The following is a 24218-nucleotide window of genomic DNA, read 5'->3' as shown; positions in this document are numbered from 1 at the left end:
GCTCTTGATACGGCGCAAGGCGCGCCCCGCCCTCCTTACATCGCCAGGCCGCTAACCCACCCCCGGCCCCTCCCTTGAAAGGGAGGGGAGTCAGGAATGTTATATGCACATCCGTGAAGAGAAAGCCGAACGCCACACGCTGGCGGTGATCGTCGACAACGAACCGGGCATCCTCGCCCGGATCGCTGGCCTGTTCACCGCGCGCGGCTATAATATCGAGAGCCTGACCGTCAGCGAGATCACCGCCGACAAGGCGGTCAGCCGGATCACGATCGTCACCAGCGCCAGCCCGGCGACGCTGGAGCAGATCGTCGCGCAGCTCGACCGGCTGGTGCCCGTCCACCGCGTCCACGACCTGACCGCCGAGGGCGATCACGTTGAGCGCGAGCTGGCGTTGGTGAAGGTACGCGGCACCGGCGACCATCGTATCGAGGCGCTGCGGCTTGCCGAGGTCTATCGCGCGCGGGTGGTCGACGCGACCACCAGCAGCTTCGTGTTCGAGGTGACGGGCGGGATCGAGAAGATCGACAAGTTCGTCGAGCTGATGGGAGAGGTCGGCCTGATCGAGGTCGCGCGCACCGGCGTGGTCGCGATCGCGCGCGGCAAGGACGCGGCCTGAGTTTATCGTTTTACATCAACACCACGTCACCCCGGACTTGATCCGGGGTCCCGCTCCTTCTGCCACTCCGGCGAACAGCGGGACCCCGGCGCAAGGCCGGGGTGACGAAGAAGGGAGTAGAAGAACATGAAGGTCTATTACGATCGCGACGCCGATCTGAATCTCATCACCGGCAAGAAGATCGCCATCGTCGGCTACGGTTCGCAGGGCCACGCCCATGCGCAGAACCTGCGCGACTCCGGGATCGCCGAGGTCGCGATCGCGCTGCGCGAGGGCTCGGCGACCGCGAAGAAGGCCGAGGGCGCCGGGTTCAAGGTGATGAGCACCAAGGACGCCGCGGCCTGGGCCGACATCCTGATGATCCTTGCCCCCGACGAGCATCAGGCCGCGATCTACGAGGACGATATCAAGGGCCGGATGAAGCCGGGCAGCGCGCTCGCCTTCGCGCACGGCCTCAACGTCCACTTCGGGCTGATCGAGCCGCCGGCGGACATCGACGTCATCATGATCGCGCCGAAGGGCCCGGGCCACACCGTGCGCAGCGAATATGTCCGCGGCGGCGGCGTGCCGTGCCTGATCGCGATCCATCAGGACGCCAGCGGCAACGCGCATGACGTCGCGCTCGCTTATGCGTCGGGCGTCGGCGGCGGCCGTTCGGGCATCATCGAAACCAACTTCCGCGAAGAGTGCGAAACCGATCTGTTCGGCGAGCAGGCCGTGCTGTGCGGCGGCGCGACCGCTTTGGTCCAGGCGGGCTTCGAGACGCTGGTCGAGGCGGGCTACGCCCCCGAAATGGCCTATTTCGAGTGCCTTCACGAACTGAAGCTGATCGTCGACCTGATGTATGAGGGCGGCATCGCCAATATGCGCTACTCGATCTCGAACACCGCCGAATATGGCGACATCAAGACCGGCCCGCGCATCATCACCGAAGAGACCAAGAAGGAAATGAAGCGGGTGCTCGCCGACATCCAGTCGGGCCGCTTCGTCCGTGACTTCGTGCTCGACAACCGCGCCGGTCAGCCCGAACTGAAGGCCAGCCGCATCGCCGCCAAGCGCCACCCGATCGAACAGGTCGGCAGCGAACTGCGCGCGATGATGCCGTGGATCGGCGCGAACAAGCTGGTGGACAAGGAGAAGAACTAAGCGAAGGGCGGCAGGCGTCGGCAAGGCCGAGCGCCTGACTCGCCCCAGCTCGGCCGGCACGGCAGAGCCGGCCCTTCGGGCACGGCTTTGCCGGGTCCGACGGGCCGGCGGGTGGGCCGCGCTGCTCCCCTCCCTTTCAAGAGTGACAGGTTGGTCATGCCCCCGGCATGACCTAAACGATGCGACGCATCGTTTACCTGTCACTCTTGAAAGGGAGGAGCTTTTACAGCGGCTCTCACCTAACCGCTTTGTAACCCCGAAGCCGATTGCCGCCTGCGGCCACCTCCTGTAATCGCGCGCAGATGCGGACGGCGACGTACCGAGCTTCGTCGTACCGGACCCGTCAGGACACGGGCAGCCGCGTCGCGTCGGTGCTGCTGGCGATCGGCATCGCGATCGCGATCATTCTCGCGCTGCTCACCATGGGCGGCGTGGTGCATGGCGACTTCGGCAACGGGCGCCGGCTGGTCAGCTTCGATGTCCGCAACGAGGGCGCGAAGCAACAGAAGTCGGAAACGCAAAAGGCCGAGCGCCAGCAGGCCGCGCCGGCCCGCAGCGAGATCACCCCGCCGCGCGTCGTCACCCCGCGCCCGGTGCCGTTGCCGCCGCTCCCCGAACAGCCGCTGCACCTGCCCGGCGTGATGATCCTCAACCGCGTGGATTATGCCGCCTCGGACATCGGCACGATCAAGGGCACGGCCGGTCCATCTGCCAGCGGAAGCGGCGACAGCGGGCGCGGCGACGACACGCAAACCGTCGGACTAGGGCCGGGCGGCGAGCCGCTCTACGCCGCCGAATGGTATCGCCGCCCGCGCCCTGCCGAGACGCAGCCGTACATGCCGCGCGGCAAGACCGGGTGGGGGATGGTCGCGTGCCGCACCGCGCCGCGCTTCCATGTCGAGGATTGCCGCGAGCTGGGCGAGACGCCGGGCTCCGGGATCGGACGGGGATTGCGGCAGGCGGCGTGGCAGTTCCTCGTGCGCCCGCCGCGCAAGGGCGGGACCGAATTGATCGGCGCTTGGGTACGGATCCGCTTCGACATCATCCCCACGGGAGGCAACGACCCGGATCAGGAGCCCGGGGGCGAATAGCGGCCCCGCCGCGAAATGATCCGTTTCGCGCGCGGCGTCTTCGCAACGACGCGAAACTGTGGTGCAACCGCGCGCACAACAGGAGGATCAACAACATGCGTCCGATCATCGCCGCCATTCTCGCCACGACGCTCGCGGTTCCCGCGGTCGCGCAGCTCGCGACCACCCCGCAGCAGCCCGGCCAGCCACAGGCGGCGCGGGTCGCCGCCGGCACGTATCAGGTCGACCCGGCGCACACGCAGGTGACGTGGGAGGTCAACCACATGGGCTTCTCGATGCTGCAGGGTCAGTTCGGCGCGCAGGGCGGCTCGATCACGATCGATCCGAAGAAGCCCGCCGCGACCAAGGTCGAGGTGACCTTCGCGATCGACGAGCTGTCGACCACTTCGCCCCAGTTCGCCAAGCACCTGAAGTCGGGCGACTTCTTCGACGCCGCTTCGAACCCGACCGCGCGCTTCGTCTCGACCTCGGTGACGCCGCGCGGGCCGAACCGCGCGACACTGAACGGCGATCTGACGATCAAGGGCGTCACCAAGCCGGTCGCGCTGGACGTCACCTTCGTCGGCGCAGGCACCAACCCGATGAGCAAGAAGGTCAACTTCGGCTTCACCGGCACCGGCACGATCAAGCGCAGCGACTTCGGGCTCGGCTATGCCGCGCCGGTCGTCTCGGACAATGTCAAGCTGACGGTGCAGGCGGCGTTCACCGCCTGACCGGCGCTCCGGCCCCGCGATGCGCGGGGCCGGACGTCATTGTCCGAGCGAGTAGGTCACGCCGAACTTGCCGGCCTTGCGGTGGCCGATGCTCCAGATCGCGGTCGTCCCGCCGGCGAACTTCACCGCGTAGGTTTCGACGCGCGTGTCGCCGTCGCCCTCGGCCTTGATGAACGACAGATCGCCGACTGTGCCGAGCGCGGTCAGGCCGGGCTGCATCTGCGGCAATTGCGCGCGACACGCCGACAACAACGGCTCCGCCATCAGATCGTCGGGACAGCGTCCGCCCGCCGCTTCGGTCAGCATCCGCCGCAGCGCGGGCCCGTAGTCGCCGGTCTCCGCCGCCGGTGCCGCACTTGCGGCGGTTGCCGCGATCGCCGCCGCCATGATGATCGTGCGCATCGTCACCCCCCCCCTTCGTTGATCGCGGGAGTTATCGCGCCGGTCCGTGCGCCGGGCAAGCGGCGAGATCAGCCGGCGCGGGGCAATTGAACAAAGCCGTCGAACGTCGCGCGCACCGAGGGCGCGGCGCCGGCCACCAACGCACGGACCCGTTCCATGAAGGCATCGGCATCGTCGCCGGCCACGCGCTCGGCCATGGCCCAGTCGCCGAACTCGCGCGCGCCCACGTCGCGACACGACAGCGTGACCATCGCGCGGTGCCGCGGGTCGGCGGTGATCCGCGCCAACGCGCGCTCGACGTTCGCCGCGTCGCCTTCCAGCGCCTGTAGGAAGCGTTTGCCATTGGTATAAAGAAGCCCGGTCAGTCCATCGCGCGCATTGTTGCGGCGCGAGGCAGCAAGAATCGCGGCGGTGTCGATCGCGCCGACTGCCGAACTGATGTAGACGATCTGTAACATACAAACTCCCGTGATCGCCGGCAAATGACGGGAAAAGCTTGCATTTCTCTCAACCTTTCCGACGGACTGGACAGCGGCCCGCCCCGCGCGCTAGGCACGGCCGCGATGACGCGCCAGCCGGCCCTCCTTCTGCGACTTACGCGCCCTTAGGCGCGGACCTGCCGACGCGTGCATCGCACGCGCGACGCGCCTAAGGGCTGTTCCGACTTTCCCTGACGCTCCTGCACAAGAGAGCCCGTGATGTTGCGCGATCCTAGCCAGAAATACCGTCCCTTCCCGGCCGTCGACCTGCCCGACCGGCGTTGGCCGTCGACCACGATCACGCGCGCGCCGCGCTGGCTGTCGACCGATCTGCGCGACGGCAATCAGGCCCTGATCGACCCGATGGATGCCGAGAAGAAGACGCGCTTCTTCGACCTGCTGGTGAAGGTGGGGCTCAAGGAGATCGAGGTCGGCTTCCCGAGCGCGGGCGCCACCGAGTTCGACTTCATCAGCGGTTTGATCCGGGACGGGCGCATCCCCGACGACGTGACCATCCAGGTGCTGACGCAGTCGCGCCGCGACCTGATCGCGCGCAGCTTCGAGAGTCTGGAAGGCGCGTCGACCGCGATCGTCCACCTCTACAATGCGGTCAGCCCGGCGTGGCGCAAGATCGTGTTCGGCATGACCCGCGACGAGGTGAAGACGATCGCGGTCGAGGGCGCGAAGGTGCTGCGCGACGAGGCGGCCAAGCGCCCGAACACGCGCTGGCAGTTCGAATATTCGCCCGAGACCTTCTCGACCGCCGAGCTGGATTTCTCGGTTGAGGTCTGCGCGGCGGTGATGGAGGTGCTGCGCCCGACCGCCGACGCGCCGATCATCCTCAACCTGCCCGCGACCGTCGAGTGCGCGACGCCGAACGTCTATGCCGACCAGATCGAATGGTTCGGGCGCAACATCCCGAACCGCGAGGCGGTGGTGATCTCGCTGCACACCCACAACGATCGCGGCACCGGGGTCGCCGCCGCCGAACTGGGGCTGATGGCGGGCGCGGACCGTGTCGAGGGCTGTCTGCTCGGCAATGGCGAGCGGACCGGGAATTGCGATCTCGTGACCGTCGCGCTCAACATGTACACGCAAGGGACCGACCCGCAGCTCGACCTGTCGAACATCGACGAGATCGTGAAGACGGTCGAATATGCGACGAACATCCCGGTGCATCCGCGCACGCCCTATGCCGGCGATCTGGTGTTCACCGCTTTTTCGGGCAGCCATCAGGACGCGATCAAGAAGGGCTTCGCCGCGCAGGCCGCGCGCAACGACACGTTGTGGGAAGTGCCGTATTTGCCGATCGACCCGGCCGATCTGGGTCGCAGCTACGAGGCGGTGATCCGCGTCAATTCGCAGAGCGGCAAGGGCGGGGTCGCCTGGGTGCTGGAGCAGGACAAGGGGTTGAAGCTGCCCAAGCGGATGCAGGCCGATTTCAGCCGTCACGTCCAGGCGCTGGCCGACGAGAGCAGCCGCGAGCTGAACGCCGCCGATATCTGGGGTGCATTCGAGCAGGCGTATCTGCCGGGCGCGTCCGACCGCTTCGTGCTGCGCGATTACGAGGAGACCGGCGCGACCGGCGAGCGCGTGTTCGTCGGGCGCGTCGCGATCGACGGTGAGGAGCGCTCGCTGTCCGGGCGCGGCAACGGCCTGATCTCGGGCGTGATCGCGGCACTGGCCGACAGCACCGGCCCCGATCTGGACGTCGTCGATTATAGCGAGCACGCGATCGGGCATGGCGCGGGCGCGCAGGCGGTCGCCTATCTCGAATGCCGGACCGGCGACGGACGGACGGTATGGGGGGTCGGGATCGACAGCGACATCGCCACCGCCAGCGTGCGCGCGGTGCTCTCCGCGGCGAACCGCGCATGACGCGCCGCTACGCCGCCTTTCTGTTCGATATGGACGGGACGCTGATCAACAGCATTCCGTCGGCGATCCGCGCGTGGACGGCCTGGGCCGAGAAGCACGCGATCGATGTCGACGCGCTGATGGCGGTCATGCACGGCGTCCGCGCGATCGAGACGATCCGCCGCTTCGCGCCACCGGGGGTCGACCCGCAGGCAGAGTTCGAGGCATTGTTGCAGGCCGAGATCGACGATGTCGCCGATGTGGTCGAGATCGCGGGCGCCGCGGCATTCACGCGCGCGCTGCCCGCGGATCGCTGGGCGATCGTCACGTCCGCGCCGCGCTCGCTGGCGCAGGTGCGGTTGCGCGCCGCCGGGCTGGCGGCGCCGACAGTGATGGTGACGGCCGACGATATCGAACGCGGCAAGCCCGCCCCGGATTGCTTCCTGCTTGCCGCCGAACGGCTGGGCGTCGCGGCAAGCGACTGTCTGGTGTGGGAAGATGCTCCGGCCGGGATCGCAGCGGGCGAGGCGGCCGGGGCGGACGTGATGGTCATCACCGCGACGCATCACGCGCGGCTGGAGACGGCGCATGGCAGCGTCGTCGATTATGGCGCGCTGTCGGTCGAGGTCGCGAACGACGGTGCGCTGTTGCTGCACGAGCGGGTAGCGGCGGGGTAACCTGCCTTCTGTCGCCCCGGACTTGATCCGGGGCCTCGCTTTCATTCTACCGGACGGAAGAAGCGGGATCCCGGATCAAGTCCGGGATGACGGGGAAACTGGGACCGGTTAGTTCACCGTCTCGGGTGGGGTGACCGGCAGCGGCAGCGGGGCGATCGGCACGCCCTCCTCCGCGAGTTGCTTCGCCTCCGCGAGGCTCGCCTGGCCGTGGATCGGCGCGTCGGGCTTGTCGCCGGCGTGCATCGCGCGCGCCTCGGCGGCGAAGTCGCTCCCTACCCAGCGCGATCCCGCCAGCGCACGGCGCTGTGCCTCGGCCACCTTCGCGAGCAGCACCTTGGCATCCGCGGGCGCGATCCCGCGATTGCCCTTGGGCGCGACGTTCGGCGCCATCACCGCCTTTTCGATGTCTCCCGCACCGCACGACGGACAGGCGAGCAGGCCGCGCGCCTGCTGGTCGTCATAGGCGGCCGAGGACGCGAACCACGCCTCGAACACATGGCCGTCGCGGGCGCAGCGCAGGTCGAAGACGATCATCGCATCGTCAGCGGCCGAGCAGCGCGTCGAGCTTGCCCGCGCGTTCCAACGCGGCGAGGTCGTCGGAGCCGCCGACGTGCTTACCGTCGATGAAGATCTGCGGGACGGTGGTGCGGCCGCCGGCACGCTCGATCATCTCGCCGCGCTTGGCGGTGTTCATGCCGATGTCCGTTTCCTCGACCGCGACGTCCTTCGACGCCAGCAGGTTCATCGCGCGCGCGCAATACGGACAGAATGCCTTGGTGTAGATTTCGACCTGTGCCATCGTTCCTAGGTGTGGGCGACAACCCGCGCTGTCAATCGCTTGCGCCCTCGATCACGCGCGCCCAGGCCAGGATCGTCACCGATGCGGCGCCGCCGGCACGCAGCACGTTCACGCACGCCTCCGCCGTCGCGCCGCTGGTGTAGACGTCGTCGATCAGCACCAGGGAGCGGCCATGGATCGCGCTGCGGCCCCGCGTGGTGACGCGAAACGCGCCCGTTACGGTGGCGCGACGCTCCCGTGCGGAGCGATCGCGCAACGGTGGGGTCGCAAGGTGCCGCTCCAGCGCGTGCAGATCGACGGGCAGGTGCGCATGACGGCCGAGCGCGGTCGCGATCAGTGCCGCCTGATTATAGCCCCGTGACCACAAACGCCCGCGATGCAGCGGCACCGGGATCAGAAGCGACGCCTCCGGAGGCACATGTCGCACCATCAGCGCGGCCATCGTTCCGGCGAAGAACGGCCGTCCGCCATATTTCAGCCGCAGCGCGACCGTCCGCGCCACCGCGCCGTAAGCGACCGCCGCGCGGACGCCGGCATGAGCGGGTGGATCGGCAAGACAGGCCGCGCAGCACGCCCCCTCCCCGCGATCGTGCGCGAAGGGCAGGTTGCAGGCGGCGCACCATGGCGGTGCGAGGAAGCGGAGGCTCGACCAGCAAGGGGTGCAGAAACGCCCCTGCCCTGCGACGGTCGCACCGCAGCCGGGGCAGCGCGGCGGCAAGGCAAGATCGAGCAGGCGGCGGAGCACGCCCGGCCTTGTGGCAAGCGCCGTGAACGGGCACAAGCCGGCGATCCCATGTCCGCTCCCGAGATCTTCGACCGCGCCGCCCGGCGCCTCCGCCGCGACCGTGCCGTCGCCGATTATGCCGCGCACGATTTCCTGCGCGCCGCGATGATCGAGGGGATTGCCGACCGGCTGGACGCAGTGAAGCGCGACTTCACCGACGTGCTCGATCTCGGCTGTTTCGACGCGTCGTTCGTGCCGCCCGCCGGCACGCGGGTAGCGCGGTTCGATCCCGGCTTCGTGTTCGCGCGTGCGGCGGGCGGGGTGCAGGGCGACGAGGACCGGCTGCCGTTCGCGGACGGCGCGTTCGATCTGGTGGTGGCGGCGGGGACGCTCGACAGCGTCGGCGACCTGCCCGGCGCGCTGACGCTGATCCGGCGGACCTTGCGCCCGGACGGGTTGTTCCTGGGCGCGTTCGTCGGCGGCAACAGCCTGTCGACGCTGCGCACGGTGCTGCGCGAGGCCGAGGGGGAACGACCGGTCGCGCGGCTGCATCCGCAAGTCGATCTCCGCTCGGCGGGCGATCTGCTGGTGCGTGCCGGGCTGACCTTGCCCGTGGCGGACAGCGAGACGTTGACGGTGCGATATGGCGCGTTTGGGCGGCTGCTCGACGATCTGCGCGGAATGGCCGGGAGTAACGTGCTCGGCACGCGGCATCCGCTGCGCCGCGACGTGCTGGCGCGGGCGGCAGCGGCATTCGGGGCGCGCGCGGCCGCCGACGGGCGGACGGCGGAGCGGTTCGACCTGATCTTCCTGACCGGCTGGTCGCCCTCCCCCGATCAGCCGAAGCCGGCGCGGCGCGGCAGCGCGGGGGCGTCGCTGGCAGCGGCGCTGCGGCGGACGGAGGGTTAAAGAGCAATAGCGCGGGCTCCTGCATCTCATGATTGTAAGCACACCTTTGCAATCCAGAGCCGGATCAGGACGCCCCGGATTGCTTCGCTACGCTCGCAATGACGCGCGCGCTACGACGAACGTCCCTTAAATCAGCGCGGCGTCGCCATCCTCGGCGAGCAGCCGGCCCATGGCGTCGAACAATTCATCCATCGCCACCGGCTTGAAGATCACGTCATTGGCCCCTGCAGCAACGCAGCGCTGGCGCAGGTCGACCGCGGTGTCGGCGGTGACGACGATGATCGGCAGCCGGGCCTTCGCGTCGGTGCGCGCGCGGATGTGGCCGATCGCGGTCAGCCCGTCCATACCGGGCATCCGCAGGTCGATCAGGGCGATGGCGAAATCATGCTCGTCGATCAGCGCGAGCCCGATCTCGGCGCTTTCCGCCTCGACCATCTCGACATCGGCGACGTCCAGCATGTCGCGTACGACCCGGCGGTTCATCCTGTCGTCCTCGATGAACAGCACCGTCATCGCTGCCATGTCCCGCCTTTCCTGCCTACGCCATCCGCCCGTTACGCAGCATCCCGAACGGGGCGCCTGAGCATGGCACCTATTGCGTCTACCAGGACCTGTTTGGAAACAGGCTTTTCGATAACATTTGTGATACCCGTGGCGAGCGCCGCTTCGCGTTCGCTGTCGGCCAACCCCTTGGTCAGCAACGCAATCGGCGCGCCCTGCGCCGCCGCCACCAACGCGGCGAGATCGGGCGTGGCATGACCGTAGGTGCCTGCGTCGACCAGCACCCCTTCGGGGCGGAGCGCCGCTGTGCGCGCGATCGCCTCATCGGCGTCGCAGAAGACGACGACCGGCTCGGCGGCGAAGAGCGTGCGCAGCATCGCGCGGGTGATCGGCTGCCGCTCGACGATCAGCAGGCCGCCTTTGTCGACGGTTTCGACCGGCGCCTCGGCGATGACCAGCGGCAGATCGACGGTAAAGCGCGATCCCTCCCCCAGCCGGCTGGCGACCGTGACGTCACCGCCCATCGCACGTGCGAGGTTGCGACAGATCGCCAGACCCAGCCCGGTGCCGCCAAAGCGCCTGGTGGTGCTGGCATCGGCCTGACGGAAGGATTCGAAGATGATTCGTTGCGTCGTGCCGTCCATCCCGATGCCGTGATCGGTCACCGCGATCACCAGCCGGTCCTGCGCCGCCGCGACGCGCAGCGAGACCAGCCCCGCCTCGGTGAACTTCACCGCGTTCGACAGCAGGTTGAAGACGATCTGCCGCAGCCGCGCCGCATCGCCGAGGATCCAGCGCGGTGCGTCGGCGGCATCGACTTCGAAGCGCAGTCCCTTGGCGACCGCCGGATCGCGCCACAGCCGCGCCGCCGCGTCGATCGTTTCGTGGAGGTCGAACGGCGCGACCTCCAGCGTGAGCCGCCCGGTTTCGATCTTCGCCATGTCGAGGATGTCGTCGACCAGCGTCCGCATCGTCTGCCCGGCACCATGCACCACGTTCAGACGCTCGCGCACGACCGGGTCGAGCGTCCGGTCCGCGATCATCACCTGCGTCATGCCGAGGATGCCGTTCAGCGGGGTGCGAATTTCGTGACTGGTGGTGGCGAGAAACTCGGTCTTGGCCAGCGACAGCTTTTCCAGTTGCGCATTGCTGGCGGCGAGATCGCGGTTCGCGGCGCGTTCGCGGTTGCGGCTGCGCCCGATCAGCGCCAGCCCGGTGACGAGCAGGGCGATGACCAGCAAGGTCGCGCCGGCCACACCATAGAGGATCACGCGCTGCGAACGGGCGGTGGCACGCTGGAAAGCGATCGTTCGCGCCAGGTCCGCCGCCTTCAGCCGCGCGATCCGCAATTCCTGATTGGCATAATCGAAGCGCGCGGTGGCGAGCGCCGCGCTGGTCGACCGCGCGATGTCGGTCGCCTGCGCGTCGAGCCGTTGCACGGCGGCGAGATGCGGCAACGCCGCTGCCGGATCGCCGGTGGCCACGAAGGTACGATGGGCGACGTCATGGGCATGGCGGTCGGCAAGGATGGTATGCCGCAGGTCGACCCCGGCGAACCGCTCCTCGACCAGTTTCCGGGCGCGGGGGAGGTCGCCCGCACGCAGCGCCACATCGGCCGCCGCGGCCAGCAATTGCGGCCGGATCGCTGCCGCATCCGGCCGCCGCGCGACCGAGAGCGCCGTCTCGACGCTGCGCGCCGCCCCGGCGACGTCCCCGCCCCGCAACTGCGCGAGCGACAGATCGCCCAGCGACTGTGCGATCACCGGATTGCTGCGCGCGCGACGGGCGGCGGCGAGCGCTTCGCGAAACTCCTGTTGCGCCTCGACGACGCGCCCGAGCGCGAGCAGGGCGTTGCCGCGCCCGTTTTCAACCGCCATCGCCAGCCCGGGATCGTTGGGATACGGGCCATCGACCTGATCGAAATAGCGCAGCGCGTTCGCATGATCCTGCGCGCTGGCATAAAGCAGCGCGATCAGGATCAGCGCGCGCGCCTGGCTGCGATGATCGTGAAGCGCGACGAACATGCGATGCGCACGTTGCAGCGTGGTCAGCGCGTCGGCGATCTGCCCGGCGTCGGTGAGCGCACCGCCCTTCGACAGCGTGATGTCGGCGAGCAGCTTGGCCGGCGCCGTCGCGCGCGCGGCGGCGGCCTGTGCCTGATCGAGCGTGCGCAGCCCGCCACGCGGATCGCCGATGCGCACCTGCGCCTCGCCGGCCAGCCATAGCAGCGTTGCGCCTTCCGCCGTGCGCAGCGCGGGCGGCGAGAGTCGCGCGCGCGCCGCCCGCGCCATCACCAGCGCCGCTTCGGGATCGCTCGCCATACGCTGTTCGATGGCGGCGACGTCGGCGGGCGCGGGCGACGCCGCGAGCAACAGCGGGGCGAGGATGGCGCCGAGCGCAATCCGCACCACCTGCGTCATCCGCGCTTCCAGCCGGCGGCGCGGCGCGTGAAGGAGCCGCGCACGTCCTCGACCGCCGGCCGATGCTGTTCGGCAGCGAGGAAGGCGGATAGCGGGGCGAGCGCAAGTGCCGGACTGATGAAATATCCCTGCGCCATGTCGCACCCCATCACCGACAGCAACGCAAGCGCCGCCTGCGTCTCGACGCCCTCGGCAACCACCTCCATATCGAGCGCATGGGCCAGATCGATCGTCGAGCGTACGATCAGCGGATCGCGGTTCGAACTGGTGAGCTGGGTGACGAACAACTTGTCGATCTTCAGCTCGCACGCGGGTAGCTGCTTCAGATAGGCTAGGCTCGACAGACCCGCGCCGTAATCGTCGATCGAGATGCGGACGCCGATCCGGTCGAATGCGCGAAGATGGGCGATCGCGCCTTCGGGATCGCGGATCACCGAGGTTTCGGTGACCTCGAACCCCAGTCGCGCATCGGGTGCCGCGGCGATGCAGGCGCAGGCGAGACGCACGAACTCGGCATCCGCGAGCAGATGGCCGGAGATGTTGATGTAGATACGAACGTCATGTCCCTGCGCGCGCAGGATCCGCTGATCGGCGATCGCCTGCGCGATCGTCCACAGCGTCAGCCGTTCCATGCGCTGCGCGCGTTCGGTGGCGGGGATGAAATCGCCGGGGAGGATCAGCCCGCGCCGGGGATGCTGCCAGCGCACCAGCGCTTCGACGCAATCGATCGCCTGGCGACGTATATGCACCTTCGGCTGGTAATGGAGCGCCATCTCGCCGCGATCGAGCGCGCGGTCGACCGCGGCCACCACCGCTTCCTCGATGGGGGCGGCCGGCGGCGCCAGCAGCGGTGCCGGCGCCGCTTCTGCGTCGGCCAGCGCCGCTTCGGCGCGCTCGACCAGCGTCGTCGAATCGCCGGGAAGCGGCGTGGTCGCACCGGCGATCACCACCTTGAGCGCGCAGGAAAAATTTTCGACCAATAATGGGACACCGCAAATGGCGCGGCATTGCGCGACCATCTGCGACAATGAATCGGGGCCGGCGGCGGTGAAGCCAAGCTCGATCACGTCCCGACCGAACGGCTCGACAACCGCCTCCGGCACGGCGGCGAGCAGCCGATCGGCCAGCCGGCGCATCAGCCCCCGCATCGCGGCGGTCCCAACATCTCGGCGCAGCGCGTTGTAATTGCTCAATTTCAACAACAAACATCCCTGCTCCCGCGTCACGGGCGCGATGCCGCCGTCAAGCGGCGCCGGCGGGGCAAGATGGTACAGGCTGGCCATGTCCTTCCCGGTCGTAGAACCCACTCTTGAAGAATGACTTAAGTCGTCGCGCTCGATGGTGAATAAAGAGTTAACGCCATTGAGCGATGCCTAACGATCCATTAAGAAGAAGTGACCCTTCGGGGGGTCACAAAAGGGAGAGAGACCCATGATCGCCTTCATCGTCGCGCTTGCCGTTGGTATCGTCGTCAAGCCCTGGTAATTCCAGCGGCGGTCCTGCCAGTGGTGGGGCCGCCGAACCAGCGATGAAGGGGTGGCGCAGTGCTACCCGCGCGAATGTGGGCGATCCGGCCAGCGATCCGCGGCCGTCGAGGTGGTCCTCGGATATTCAGCTGACGTCCGGCTGATCGCTCTCTGCGAAAACAGAGCGACCGGGGCGTTTCGTTTACCCTCCCCTTCCGTCATCCCGGACCTGGTCCGGAAGCCCGCTTCGTCACGCCCCTCGCTTGAAGGGGAGCATTGGATCAAGTCCGGGCCGACACGGTGGGGGAACGTGCCCGCCCTTATTGCGACATGGGTGTAGAAGCGGCGTCCCGGGTCAAAGCCCGGGACGACACGGGTGGATGTTACCAGTCGCGCGAGTAGCGGAGCTGGACGTTCGATCCGCCGAACGACCCGGCCTGCGACAACAGGCTGATCGACTTGGTCAGCGCGATCGTCAGCTGGGTGGCGGTGAAGCCGCGGGCGTCGGTGACGATCTCGATATAGATATCGTTCGTCAGATACTTGCCCGCTGCCAGCGCCGAGCCGCGCCCGCTCGCCTCATCGGCGCCGAGAATGCGCAGCCGGTCGAAACCGGTCGCCGAGCGCAGCTTGCCGAGCGGGTTGAGCCCGCCGCCCGACCCGCGCAGCGAGTTGAGCGCGGAGGCGAGTTGCAGCGCCTCGGTCGCCGACAGATTCTCCGGGTTGGTGCCGAAGAGCAGGCGGCTGAGCACCTCGTCCTGCGGCAGCGACGGGGTCGAGGTGAAGGCGATCTGCGGGCGCTGCCCGGTGCCGGTGATGTTGATGTTGAACGTCACCCCATCGTTGCTGGTGGTGGCGAGGATGTTGATGTCCGGATCGGTGAGCGCCGCGCCGCCGCGGAAGCGCACCTGCCCGCGGGACACCTCGAAGCGCTTGCCCGCGAACGAATAGGTGCCGCGCACCAGGTCCAGCCCGCCGCCGATCGTCGGCGCCGCGCTGGTGCCGCCGATCCGCAGGTCCATCGACCATTCGCTCTCCAGCCCCATGCCCGAGACGAACAGCTGGTTGTCGGCGTGGACGCGCAGGTCGAGCTTGAACAGCCCCACCGCCGGAGCCGCCGGCCGGTCGGTCGGCTTCGCAGGTCGCGGCGCATCGCTCTTGCGGCGGATGCCGGTCAGCTCGGGCACTTCGGCGGCGCCCTGACGGATGATCTCGTACCGCGCGTTGGGAACGAGGATGTCGCCCGAGATCAGCCCGCCATTGGCGTTGTTCTGGATACGGATGTCGCCGGTCGCGGTCGCGCCGAGCGCGTCGGAGCGCGCGAGCCGCGCGTTGCGCATCGCCACCCGGACGTCGAGCGGGAAGCCCTGCGCGGCCGCGAGGCTGACGTTGCCCTGCGCCTGCACCGTGCCGTCGCCAGCCTTGGCCTGAAGCTGCGACAATTCCAGCCGGTCGTTGTTGAAGCGCGCGCCGATCCGCATGTTGGTCAGGCGGGTGCCATAGGTCTCGTTGGTGTAGGTCAGGTTGTCGGCGCGGATCAGGCCGTTGATGCGCGGCGCGCCCACGGTCCCGCCGAAGTCCGCCGCGATCGCGATCGGCCCCGACAATTGCTGCTCGGCGAGCCCGGCGAGGCTGAACAGCACGCCCGACGGCCCGTTATAGCGAATCCCGCCCGACAGCGGCCCCTGCATCAGCCGCGTCGTCCAGCTGCCGCTGCCGCTCGGCGTCAGCGTCGCGACCATCCGGCCGACCGGAGTGCCGCCACGCTTGATGAGCGCACGGCCCTCGCCCGCCGCGCTGGTCAGCCGGCCCTGGAAGACGACGTCGACCGGCTCGGACACCGAGGTCAGGCTGGAACGGGTGAAATTGGCGATGTTGACGCGCGCATCGGCCGTCGGGAACGCCTGACCTGCCTGCTGGACATAGTCGACGCTGCCGGTCGCCTGCCCACCGAGCCCAAGATTGGGGACGAGCGCGTTGAGCAAGGCGAGATCGAGCCGGTCGAGCCGCAGCTGCGCCGAGGTCGCGCCGCCGCCGAACTTGCCCGCCAGCCGCATCGACCCCTTGTCGAAGTCGAGCCGCGCCGGATCGAGGCGATAGCCCTTGCCGTCGGGGACGATCCGCGCCGGGGCGGCGGTACGGAAGTTGACGCCGTTGGCCGCGCCTTGCAGCGCTACCAGATATTGCGACGGCGACAGCCGCGCGTTGGCGGCGAGGCGGAACGGTACGCTGTTCGAGCCGGTCAGCAACGCCTGCGCGGTACCCGAGCCGTTGGCGTAGTTCACGCGCACGCGCCCGGCCTCGATCACCGTCGCGCCGTAGCGCATGTCGGCGATCTGCGCGTCGGCGCGGACCTGCGGCTTGTCGTAGAGGACGACGTCGGCGTTGATGAGCGCGCGCCCGATCGTGAAGTCGACCGTGCCCGGGATCTTCGCCGCCAGTGCGCGCGCATTGACGCTGGCGCGCTGATACTTGCCCTCGGCACCCAGCGTCGCGAGGCCGTTGAGCCCCTGACCGTTGAATCGCACCTGCCCGGCGAACGGCCCGGCGGCGGTCTGGACGACGCGGCCCGCGAACTGGACGCCCGCGAACAGCACGCGCCGGATGTCGACCGCGAGCTGCTTGCCTGGCGTCACCAGCACGTCGGCGCTGAACGGCCCGTAATTGGTGCCGCCGGTCGCGTTGACCTGATACGAACCGCCACGCCCGACGACGCGCGCGTCGAGATTGGCGAGCCCGATCCCGACGCCGGGGCGCGGCGCGCGCAGCCGCACGACCGGCGCGGTCGCCGAGCCGGTGACGCGCGCGAACAGCGGGCCATATTGCGTCGAATAGGCGTCAGCATCGACCAGCAAAGCGCCGCTCGCCGGATCGAACCGCCCCTGCCCGCGCGTAATGCGGAACTGCGGCGCGTTCATCTTCAGGCTCTCGAAGGTGACGACCCCCTCGGGCGAGTAACCGAAGCGCGTGCTGAGCACCGCATTGCCGCCGAGGAAGTTGCGCGCACCCTCGTTGAACAATTGCTTGGTCTGCACCGCGACGCGGCCGGTGATCCCGAACCCGCCGCGTGCGCCGGGGACCAGCTTGGCATCGGTCTGGATGTTGAGGATGCCGACGCTGTCGACGCGGAAATTGTTGACGCGCCCCTGCAACCCGCCGGTGTAGCGGCCGGTCTCCATATTGGCGGCGATGATCGCGGTGGCGTCAATCGTGTCGGAGCGGATCCGCAGATTGTCCGACAGGATGTTGGGCATCTGGATCGCCAGATCGCCGTCGATCCGCGCATTGGTGGTGAGGCCGCCGAGCGCCGGATTGAGCCCCGCGACGCGCTTGGCGCGCGCATGGACCGGCACGAGGATGCGGTCGCTGTTCACGCGCGCCAGCCCCTCGGCGTACAGGTTCTCGACGCTCATCTCGCCGAAGCCGAGCGAGGTGGCGCGGACCTTATAGTCCACCGTCGGGGTCGCGAACGCGCCGTTCAGCACCAGGCGTGCCAGCACGTCGCGCCCGCGCAGATTGGGCGCGATCGCGCCGGGGGTCAGCAATTTGGCGTCGACCGCGAAATTGCCGAAGCGGCTGTTCTTGAGGTCGAGCATCCCGCCCGCATCGACCGCCAGCGCGTTCGACGTCAGCTTGATGCGGGTATCAGCGCTGCGCTCGCCGAGCGTGACGTCGGCGGCGACCTGCAAGGCCGGCGCGGTCAGCCGCTCGACCGGGCCTTCGAGATAGAGGCCGGGGCGCGTCGGACCGCGCACCTCGAAATGGCCGTTGCGCGCGGTGAGCGCGAGATCGGCAAGCTGCCCGCCGCCGAGCGTGGCGAGCGCGCGGCCCTGCCACGACGCCCAGCTACCGCGGCCGGTGATCGTCGCGGTCAGCGGCGCCTTCAGCCCGCCGAGCTGCGCGACCATGCCGCCTGCCGGGGCGGTGAGGCGCACGTCGACGTCGAGCTTGTTGTCGTCGGGCACCGCGTCGATCTTCACCCGCGCGACATCGCCGCCGGCGACACCGGGGGCGCGCAATGCGACCGCATTGACCTGCAATTGCGCGCGGCGATCGGCGATATGCGCCTGCCCGTCGAAGCGGGCGATGTGCCGCGCACCCGATACCGCCGGCTCCATGACGAAGCGCGCGACCTGCAGGCGGTTGATGTCGATGTCGAGATCGGGGAGCAGCGGTGCGTTGGGGTCGGTCGGCTCGGTCGACGGCTTCAGCTCGGGATTGCGGCGCAGCGTGATGAGCTGGCTCGCCACCGAGCGGACGTCGACATGGTTGTTGACGAACGCGAACGGCCGCCAGTCGATGTCGAGCCGCGGCGAGGTGAGGAACACGCCCTTGGGATCGCTGACGCGCACGTCGCTGAGCCGCATCCGGCCGTAGAGCGAACCGTCGATCCGCCCGACCTTGATGTTGAGCCCCGAGGCGGTGGTGTAGCCGCCGATCTGGTCCGCGACGAAGCGGCGGCCGGGATCGGTGTTGATCCCCAGCACGATCGCCACGACCAGCACGAGCAGGCCGAGGATCGCGATGCCGATCCACTTGAGGATGCGCAGCCACAAGGGGCGGCGCTCCGCCACGATCGTGCCCTCGCCCGGTGCCAGCGTCTCGTCAGTCATCAGAACGCCTGCCCGATCGAAATGTAGAGCGCGACCTTGGCATCGCCGGGTCGCGGGTTGAGCGGCGTCGCCACGTCGACGCGCATCGGGCCGAAATTGGTGTAGAAGCGCCCGCCGATGCCCGCGCCGAAGCGCAGGTCGCTGCCGTTCGGCAGGGTGCTTTCATACGTATTGCCGCCGTCGATGAACGGCACGATCCCGAAATTGCCGAAGCGATAGCGCGCCTCGATCGAGAATTCGTTGAGGCTGCGTCCGCCGATCGGGCGCAGGTCCTTGACCTCGTCGCGATCCTTGTCGTCTGGCACCAGCGAGCTTTCGGGTTCGAGCGGCCCGAGCCGCTGGAAGCCATAGCCGCGCACCGATCCGCCGCCGCCGCCGTAATAGCGCCGCGACGGCGCGATGTCGTCGCGCGCGATCCCGAAGATGCTCCCCGCCCGGAGGCGGCCGGCGATGACGAGGCTGTCGGAAACGGGGTAATAAGCGGTCGCCTCGACGAGGCTGCGCCCATACGGCCGCACCGATCCCTGCACCGACGTTTCGGGGCTGAGGCTCAGCTTGAGGCGATAGCCGCGCGTCGGATTGAGCAGATTGTCCGAGGTGTCGAACTGCACCTGGCCCGGCAGCGCCAGCACGCCATAGGTGCGGCGGACGCGGTCATTCTCGGCGAAGTCGAAGACGCTTTCGTTCGTGCCGACCAGCTCGAAGCCGTAGGCATAGGTGAACTTCTTCTGCCAGATCGGGGTCGAATCGTAGGAGATCCGCCCCGACAGCGTGCCGGTGAACGCCTCAAACGCGTCGTAATTGGCGCGCAGCGCGCTCGCCACCAGCGTCACGGTGCGGTCGCGCTTGCCGGCGTTCTGGCGGCGGAAGGTAGCCGACAACCCCTGCTGCTGCGTGCCGGCGATCGCGCCGAGGATCAGCGCGCCCTCGGGCGGGAAGCGGTTGCGGTTGGTGAAGGTGCCTTCGACCGTCACGCCCTGGCCGGTCTGGAAGCCCGCGCCGCCCGACAGGCTCTTGGCGGGTCCGCGCGTCTGGCGGACCATCAGGTCGACCTGTTCGGTGCCGTCGGGGAGGATCGTGCCGGTGCGGACCGGCTGGACGCCGACGCCGTTGAACAAGCCGGTCGCGACCAGCGCCTCGCGCAGATCGTCCGCCTTGCGATTGTCGTACAGCTCGCCCTGATCGAAGCGCGGGAAGACGTTCAGGTGCTTGAGGTCGAAGACCGGATCGCCTTCCGTCCGCAGCACGCCGAACGACGAGCGCGGGCCGGTGTCGACCGGCAGCGTATAGTCGCCGCGCGCAGTCTGTTCGTCGAGCAGGATGTCGCGCTCGCCGACCTTGACGAACGGATAGCCTTGTTGCGGCAGCTTCAGGCTGACGTTGGCCTCCGCGCCCTGCACGCGCAGCGCCTCGATCGGGTCGCCGGTGCGCAGTGGCAGTTCGCGGCGGACCAGATCGGGCGGCGTGGTCGGATCGGCCTTCACCGTGATCGTGCCGAGCTTATATTGCTGGCCGGGCGTCGCGCTGACGATCGCCTTCAGCTTCTGCTCGCCGCCGGGCACCGTTTCGATCGTCGAGATCGCGGTGGCGTCATAATAACCGAGCGACTTCATCAGCCGCACCGCCAGTTGCTCGTCTTCGCGGCCACGCGCGGCGACCTGCGTGGCATTGTCGGCCTTGCCCTTGCCCTCGCGCAGTGCCGACAGCGAGTTGAACTCGTCGGTCAGCCCGAGCGGATCGAGCCCGCGCACCTCGTTGGTGTAGCGGATGTCGGGTGCGTCCTCGTCCTTGACGTCGGCGACCGAGCGCAGCGGCTCGGTGTTGAAGGTCGACAGCGGTTCGAGCGGCTGGGCGAGCGCCGGGTCGACCGCGGGCGGCGGCGGCAGCGTGCCGGGGGTGATCGGCTGCTGCGCGGCGGCGTCGGCGGCGGGCGTGGTCGCGGGCGCCGTGGTGTCGGCGGGCATCGGCTCCAGCGGCGCGTTGATGTCGCCAGAGAGCGGCGGCAGCGCCTTGTCGAACTCGGCATCGGGGACGATCGGCGCGTCGCCTTGCGGATCGGCGGCGGGGGGCGTGTCGCGCGGCGCATCGGGACCCTGCGCCGGCGCGGTGCCCGGCGTCTGGATCTGGGCCTGCGCCTGCGCCTGTCCGGCGATCAACGCGATCCCGGCGCTGGCCAGGAGCAGTCGGGAATGACGAACCGAAGAAACCAAGAACAACGCCCCTTTGCGCGGGAGAGTCCGGCAATCCGGTTCTGATCTCCCGTCCCACGGCAACGATCCACCGACGAAACAGTTGCCTCGATTTGGGCCTAGGTGACGTCCGGGATGCCGTTACGGCCCGCCGTCATTCCCTCTGCCTTCCTCGTCACCCCGGACTTGATCCGGGGTCCAGCTTCTTCCTGCGACCCTCGAGAAGAAGAAGCGGGATCCCGGATCAAGTCCGGGATGACGGTCGGGGGAACCATCATCGACACCGCTGGCGCACGCCCGGCCAACAGCTTAGAGCCCACCGCAACGAACGCTGGGAGAGCGCATGAATTTCGATCTCGACGACGATCATCGCATGATCGCCGAGCTGGTGCAGCGCTTCGTCGATGACGAGCTGGTCTCGCTGGAGAACGGCCTGCTGGAGCGTGACGCCGCCGGGCAAGGGCTGGAACTGACCGTCGACGAGCGCGCGAAGGTCGACCGTGTCTCGCGCGAACTGGGGCTGTGGGGGCTCGATGCGCCGGCCGATGTCGGCGGGACCGACCTGCCCGCGGTCGCGATGGTCGCGGTCAACGAGGCGTTGGGACGGACGATCGTGCCGTGGACGCTGCCGCCCGACAGCCCGAACCTGCGGATGCTCGCCGCGACCGTCGACGACCGCCAGCGCGAGGCGTATCTCGCCCCCTATGTGCGCGGCGAGACGATCTCGGCGATCGGCATTTCCGAGCCGGGCGCGGGCTCCGACCCCGCGGGGATGAAGACCACCGCGGTGCGCGACGGCGACGACTGGGTGCTCAACGGGCGCAAGATCTGGATCACCAAGGCCGATCGCGCCGACTTCACGATCGTCATCGCGGTCACCGACAAGGAGAAGCGCCAGCGCGGCGGGATGAGCGCATTCCTGGTCGATCGCGACGCGCCGGGCTTCTCGGTGGTGCGCCCGATCCCGATGATCGGCGGCGAGACCACCTATGAGGTCGCGCTCGACGAGTGCCGCGTGGCGGGGTGGAAGTTGCTCGGCACCGAGGGGCAGGGCTTCGCGCCGATGCAGCTGCGGCTGAACACGCGGCGCGCCGAGATGGCGGCGAATGCGATCGGGATGGCGGCGCGCGCGCTTGACATGCTGGTCGACTATGCCCCGCAGCGCACGACCTTCGGCAAGCCGCTGAGCGAGCGGCAGACGGTGCAGAACTGGGTCGCCGATGCCGCGATCCGCATCCATGCCGCGCGGTTGATGGCCTATGATTGCGCGTGGAAGATCGATCAGGGCCGCGACGCGCGCACCGAGGTGTCGATGCTCAAGAGCTTCGCGCTGGAGATGGCGTGGGAGGTGCTCGACCATGTCATGCAGGCGTTCGGCGCGATGGGGATGACCCGCGAGTTGCCGCTGGCGCAGATGGCGGCGCGCATCCGGCTGATGCGGATCTACGATGGCCCGACCGAGATCCACAATTGGGTCGTGGCCCGCAACCTTCTGGGAACCCGCGCATGAAGCAACATCTGTCCATCACCCGCGAGGGTCATGTCGCGACCGTCGTCATCGACCGCCCGCCGCACAACCACGTCAACGCCGCGCTGATCCATGCGCTGGCCGATGTGCTCGACGAGCTGGACGCCGACGACGAAGTGCGCGCGGTGGTGCTCGCCACCGAGGGGCGCGTGTTTTGCGGCGGTGCCGACCTGACCGGCGACAAACCGCTCACCACCGAGGACGGCGAGAGCGAGACACCTGCGCTCTACCGTGGCGCCTTCCGGCTGTTCTCGGCGAAAAAGCCGATCGTCGCGGCGGTTCAGGGCGCGGCGGTCGGCGCCGGGCTCGGGCTCGCCTTGGTCGCCGACTTCCGCGTCGCCGCGCCCGAGGCGAAGTTCTCGGCGAATTTCGTGACGCTCGGCTTCCATGCTGGGTTCGGGATCAGCCTGACGCTGCCACGCGTGATCGGGGGGCAGCACGCCAGTCTGATGCTGCTGACCGGGCGGCGCGTGAAGGCGGACGAGGCGCTCCGCTTCGGACTGGTCGACCAGATCGCTCCCGATGCGCGCGCCGCCGCGCAGGCGCTCGCCGCCGAGATCGCCGCCAACGCCCCGCTGGCGGTCGAGGCGACGCGCGCGACGTTGCGCGCCGGGCTGGCCGAGGCAGTGCGCGAGCGGACCGAGCATGAGCGCGCCGAGCAGGACCGGCTGATGCAAACGCAGGATTTCCGGGAAGGATTGCGGGCGGTGGCGGAACGGCGGCCGGGGCAGTTCCGGCGCGGGTGACGAATAAATGTTCGGCGGTGCGAAACATTTGCGACAAATAGCGCTTAGCCACTCGGCATCCCGCGTTCGGACAAGGCACAAAGTGACAACACGTTTGATGGTACGGCGGATGCGCGACGCAGCCGGGCTGGCGAGCCTTGCGGCGGCGCTTGCCCTGTCCGCCTGCGGCGGTGGCAGCGACAGCGGACAGGCCAAGGGCAAAGGCGGCGCGGGCGGCCCCGGCGGTGGCGGGCCGACCACGGTCGGCTATGTCGTGGTCCAGCCGACCGCGGTGCCGACGATCAGCGAACTGCCCGGCCGGACGGTCGCCTATGAAAGCTCGCAGGTCCGCCCGCAGATCACCGGCGTGATCCAGAAGCGCTTCTTCACCGAGGGCGCGCTGGTTAAGCGCGGGCAGCCGCTCTACCAGATCGACCCATCGCTCTATCGCGCCGCCGCCAATCAGGCGCAGGCCAATGTCGCCAATGCGCAGGCGACCTTCGCCGCCGCCAAGATCCGCGCCGACCGCTACAAGCCGCTCGCCGAGATGGAGGCGATCAGCGCGCAGGATTATACCGACGCGGTCGCGCAGCAGCGGCAGGCCGCGGCGCAGATCGGCGTCAACAGCGCGCAGCTCGACAGCGCGCGCGTCAACCTGCGCTTCACCACCGTCCCCGCTCCGATCACCGGGCGGATCGGGCGTTCGCTGTTCACGGTCGGCGCGCTGGTCAGCGCGACGCAGGCCGATCCGCTGGCGACGATCCAGCAGCTCGACCCGATGTTCGTCGACATCCAGCAATCGAGCACCAACCTGCTCGCGCTGCGCCGCGCGCTCGCCGCCGGGGGTGCCGCCCCGGCGCGCGCCGAGGTGACGCTGAAGCTGGAGGACGGCACCGATTACGGGATCAAGGGCACGGTCGAATTCGCCGAGGTCGTCGTCGACCAGAGCACCGGCACCGTCACGCTGCGCGCGCGCTTCCCCAACCCGCAGGGCCTGCTGCTGCCGGGCATGTTCGTCCGCGCCGAGTTCGCGCAGTCGATCCTGAAGAACGCCTTCCTCGTGCCGCAGCCCGCGATCAGCCGCGACGCGAAGGGCAATGCGACGCTGTTCGTGGTCGGCGCGAACGGCAAGGCCGAGCAGCGCAACGTGAAGGCCGATCGCACGCAGGGCGCCTATTGGATCGTCACCGACGGGCTGAAGCCGGGCGAGAAGATCATCACGCAGGGCCTCGCCAATCTGCGCCCCGGCGCTCAGATCCGCGCGGTGCCCGCCAATGCGCCGCAACCGGTCAAGGCCCCGTCCCCAGAGGAAATGAAGAAACAATCCGGTGGTGGCGGTCAGGGCAAGGCGGGCTAAGCC

20 protein-coding genes are annotated in these 24218 nt (G+C 68.8%); 10 read left to right on the top strand and 10 right to left on the bottom strand.

The genetic code is table 11. The features are described 5' to 3' along the window. The first annotated feature begins 103 nt into the window (after window positions 1-103). The 4 genes from ilvN to PGN16_RS18600 all read left to right on the top strand — a co-directional run bounded on the left by ilvN (window position 104) and on the right by PGN16_RS18600 (window position 3569). Window positions 104-619, top strand: coding sequence for an acetolactate synthase small subunit (gene ilvN, locus PGN16_RS18615; RefSeq protein ID WP_333914665.1), 516 nt, complete (start codon window positions 104-106; stop codon window positions 617-619). Between the two features lie 126 nt (window positions 620-745). Further along, the gene (ilvC, locus tag PGN16_RS18610) at window positions 746-1765 is read left to right on the top strand and encodes a ketol-acid reductoisomerase (RefSeq protein ID WP_335310844.1); all 1020 of its coding nucleotides are present in this window, start codon (window positions 746-748) and stop codon (window positions 1763-1765) included. A 302-nt stretch (window positions 1766-2067) separates the two neighbouring features. Next, a complete protein-coding gene (locus tag PGN16_RS18605; protein ID WP_335310843.1) occupies window positions 2068-2856 on the top strand; it encodes a hypothetical protein in 789 nt (262 codons plus the stop codon). Window positions 2857-2951: 95 nt separating this feature from the next. Then, window positions 2952-3569: a YceI family protein gene (locus PGN16_RS18600; protein WP_335310842.1), complete on the top strand. Its 618-nt coding sequence runs from the start codon at window positions 2952-2954 to the stop codon at window positions 3567-3569. Between the two features lie 36 nt (window positions 3570-3605). On the opposite strand, the gene PGN16_RS18595 is transcribed toward PGN16_RS18600, so the two are convergent. Both PGN16_RS18595 and PGN16_RS18590 read right to left on the bottom strand, forming a co-directional pair. After that, window positions 3606-3971 carry a hypothetical protein gene (locus tag PGN16_RS18595; RefSeq protein ID WP_335310841.1) on the bottom strand — a complete coding sequence of 122 codons (366 nt, stop codon included), beginning with the start codon at window positions 3969-3971 and terminating at the stop codon, window positions 3606-3608. Between the two features lie 68 nt (window positions 3972-4039). Next, complete coding sequence (locus tag PGN16_RS18590) at window positions 4040-4453, bottom strand: BLUF domain-containing protein (RefSeq protein ID WP_335310840.1); 414 nt, start codon at window positions 4451-4453, stop codon at window positions 4040-4042. A gap of 216 nt (window positions 4454-4669) precedes the next feature. On the opposite strand from PGN16_RS18590, the gene leuA reads away from it, so the two are divergent. Next, window positions 4670-6328 carry a 2-isopropylmalate synthase gene (gene leuA, locus PGN16_RS18585; protein ID WP_335310839.1) on the top strand — a complete coding sequence of 553 codons (1659 nt, stop codon included), beginning with the start codon at window positions 4670-4672 and terminating at the stop codon, window positions 6326-6328. Then, the gene (locus PGN16_RS18580; protein ID WP_335310838.1) at window positions 6325-6984 is read left to right on the top strand and encodes an HAD-IA family hydrolase; all 660 of its coding nucleotides are present in this window, start codon (window positions 6325-6327) and stop codon (window positions 6982-6984) included. The genes leuA and PGN16_RS18580 overlap by 4 nt, the downstream gene beginning before the upstream one ends. Before the next feature lie 108 nt (window positions 6985-7092). Here the strand turns inward: PGN16_RS18580 and PGN16_RS18575 are convergent, their stop codons facing one another. From PGN16_RS18575 to PGN16_RS18565, 3 genes are read right to left on the bottom strand one after another with little or no spacing between them, the layout of a single operon-like run. Beyond that, window positions 7093-7518: a DUF1178 family protein gene (locus PGN16_RS18575; RefSeq protein WP_335310837.1), complete on the bottom strand. Its 426-nt coding sequence runs from the start codon at window positions 7516-7518 to the stop codon at window positions 7093-7095. A 7-nt stretch (window positions 7519-7525) separates the two neighbouring features. Further along, window positions 7526-7783, bottom strand: coding sequence for a glutaredoxin 3 (grxC, locus tag PGN16_RS18570; RefSeq protein WP_335310836.1), 258 nt, complete (start codon window positions 7781-7783; stop codon window positions 7526-7528). A 31-nt stretch (window positions 7784-7814) separates the two neighbouring features. Beyond that, window positions 7815-8528, bottom strand: a complete 714-nt coding sequence (locus PGN16_RS18565; protein WP_335310835.1) for a ComF family protein — start codon at window positions 8526-8528, stop codon at window positions 7815-7817. A 48-nt stretch (window positions 8529-8576) separates the two neighbouring features. Between PGN16_RS18565 and PGN16_RS18560 the strand changes: the two genes are divergently transcribed. Further along, a complete protein-coding gene (locus PGN16_RS18560) occupies window positions 8577-9416 on the top strand; it encodes a class I SAM-dependent methyltransferase (RefSeq protein ID WP_335310834.1) in 840 nt (279 codons plus the stop codon). Between the two features lie 126 nt (window positions 9417-9542). Here PGN16_RS18560 and PGN16_RS18555 read toward each other — a convergent pair whose 3' ends face one another. The 5 genes from PGN16_RS18555 to PGN16_RS18535 form a co-directional block, all read right to left on the bottom strand. Next, entirely contained in the window at window positions 9543-9929 is a 387-nt protein-coding gene (locus PGN16_RS18555; RefSeq protein ID WP_159761048.1) for a response regulator, read from the bottom strand. A 41-nt stretch (window positions 9930-9970) separates the two neighbouring features. Beyond that, a complete protein-coding gene (locus tag PGN16_RS18550; RefSeq protein ID WP_335310833.1) occupies window positions 9971-12337 on the bottom strand; it encodes an ATP-binding protein in 2367 nt (788 codons plus the stop codon). After that, window positions 12334-13644, bottom strand: a complete 1311-nt coding sequence (locus PGN16_RS18545) for an EAL domain-containing protein (RefSeq protein WP_335310832.1) — start codon at window positions 13642-13644, stop codon at window positions 12334-12336. Before PGN16_RS18545 ends, PGN16_RS18550 begins: the two co-directional genes overlap by 4 nt. Window positions 13645-14186: 542 nt before the next feature. Next, window positions 14187-18416, bottom strand: a complete 4230-nt coding sequence (locus tag PGN16_RS18540) for a translocation/assembly module TamB domain-containing protein (RefSeq protein ID WP_335310831.1) — start codon at window positions 18414-18416, stop codon at window positions 14187-14189. Next, window positions 18416-20626, bottom strand: coding sequence for an autotransporter assembly complex protein TamA (locus PGN16_RS18535; RefSeq protein WP_335310830.1), 2211 nt, complete (start codon window positions 20624-20626; stop codon window positions 18416-18418). Before PGN16_RS18535 ends, PGN16_RS18540 begins: the two co-directional genes overlap by 1 nt. A 322-nt stretch (window positions 20627-20948) precedes the next feature. Between PGN16_RS18535 and PGN16_RS18530 the strand changes: the two genes are divergently transcribed. From PGN16_RS18530 to PGN16_RS18520, 3 genes are all read left to right on the top strand, one after another. Beyond that, the gene (locus PGN16_RS18530) at window positions 20949-22115 is read left to right on the top strand and encodes an acyl-CoA dehydrogenase family protein (RefSeq protein ID WP_335310829.1); all 1167 of its coding nucleotides are present in this window, start codon (window positions 20949-20951) and stop codon (window positions 22113-22115) included. Continuing rightward, entirely contained in the window at window positions 22112-22879 is a 768-nt protein-coding gene (locus PGN16_RS18525) for an enoyl-CoA hydratase/isomerase family protein (RefSeq protein ID WP_335310828.1), read from the top strand. Before PGN16_RS18530 ends, PGN16_RS18525 begins: the two co-directional genes overlap by 4 nt. Window positions 22880-22988: 109 nt before the next feature. Beyond that, on the top strand, window positions 22989-24215 hold the full coding sequence (locus tag PGN16_RS18520) for an efflux RND transporter periplasmic adaptor subunit (RefSeq protein ID WP_335310827.1): 1227 nt from the start codon (window positions 22989-22991) through the stop codon (window positions 24213-24215). The last annotated feature ends 3 nt before the right edge of the window (window positions 24216-24218 follow it).

Source organism: Sphingomonas phyllosphaerae (assembly GCF_036946485.1).
Taxonomy (GTDB): Bacteria; Pseudomonadota; Alphaproteobacteria; order Sphingomonadales; family Sphingomonadaceae; genus Sphingomonas; species Sphingomonas phyllosphaerae_E.
Note: the sequence above shows the minus strand (reverse complement) of the source record. Positions and strands in the feature narration are given on the sequence as shown.

Coding starts and splice junctions, on each gene's coding strand:
- ilvN (WP_333914665.1), top strand. CDS start 104: ATGCACATCCGTGAAGAGAAAGCCGAACGCCACACGCTGGCGGTGATC.
- ilvC (WP_335310844.1), top strand. CDS start 746: ATGAAGGTCTATTACGATCGCGACGCCGATCTGAATCTCATCACCGGC.
- PGN16_RS18605 (WP_335310843.1), top strand. CDS start 2,068: ATGCGGACGGCGACGTACCGAGCTTCGTCGTACCGGACCCGTCAGGAC.
- PGN16_RS18600 (WP_335310842.1), top strand. CDS start 2,952: ATGCGTCCGATCATCGCCGCCATTCTCGCCACGACGCTCGCGGTTCCC.
- PGN16_RS18595 (WP_335310841.1), bottom strand. CDS start 3,971: ATGCGCACGATCATCATGGCGGCGGCGATCGCGGCAACCGCCGCAAGT.
- leuA (WP_335310839.1), top strand. CDS start 4,670: ATGTTGCGCGATCCTAGCCAGAAATACCGTCCCTTCCCGGCCGTCGAC.
- PGN16_RS18580 (WP_335310838.1), top strand. CDS start 6,325: ATGACGCGCCGCTACGCCGCCTTTCTGTTCGATATGGACGGGACGCTG.
- PGN16_RS18575 (WP_335310837.1), bottom strand. CDS start 7,518: ATGATCGTCTTCGACCTGCGCTGCGCCCGCGACGGCCATGTGTTCGAG.
- grxC (WP_335310836.1), bottom strand. CDS start 7,783: ATGGCACAGGTCGAAATCTACACCAAGGCATTCTGTCCGTATTGCGCG.
- PGN16_RS18560 (WP_335310834.1), top strand. CDS start 8,577: ATGTCCGCTCCCGAGATCTTCGACCGCGCCGCCCGGCGCCTCCGCCGC.
- PGN16_RS18555 (WP_159761048.1), bottom strand. CDS start 9,929: ATGACGGTGCTGTTCATCGAGGACGACAGGATGAACCGCCGGGTCGTA.
- PGN16_RS18550 (WP_335310833.1), bottom strand. CDS start 12,337: ATGACGCAGGTGGTGCGGATTGCGCTCGGCGCCATCCTCGCCCCGCTG.
- PGN16_RS18540 (WP_335310831.1), bottom strand. CDS start 18,416: ATGACTGACGAGACGCTGGCACCGGGCGAGGGCACGATCGTGGCGGAG.
- PGN16_RS18530 (WP_335310829.1), top strand. CDS start 20,949: ATGAATTTCGATCTCGACGACGATCATCGCATGATCGCCGAGCTGGTG.
- PGN16_RS18525 (WP_335310828.1), top strand. CDS start 22,112: ATGAAGCAACATCTGTCCATCACCCGCGAGGGTCATGTCGCGACCGTC.
- PGN16_RS18520 (WP_335310827.1), top strand. CDS start 22,989: ATGCGCGACGCAGCCGGGCTGGCGAGCCTTGCGGCGGCGCTTGCCCTG.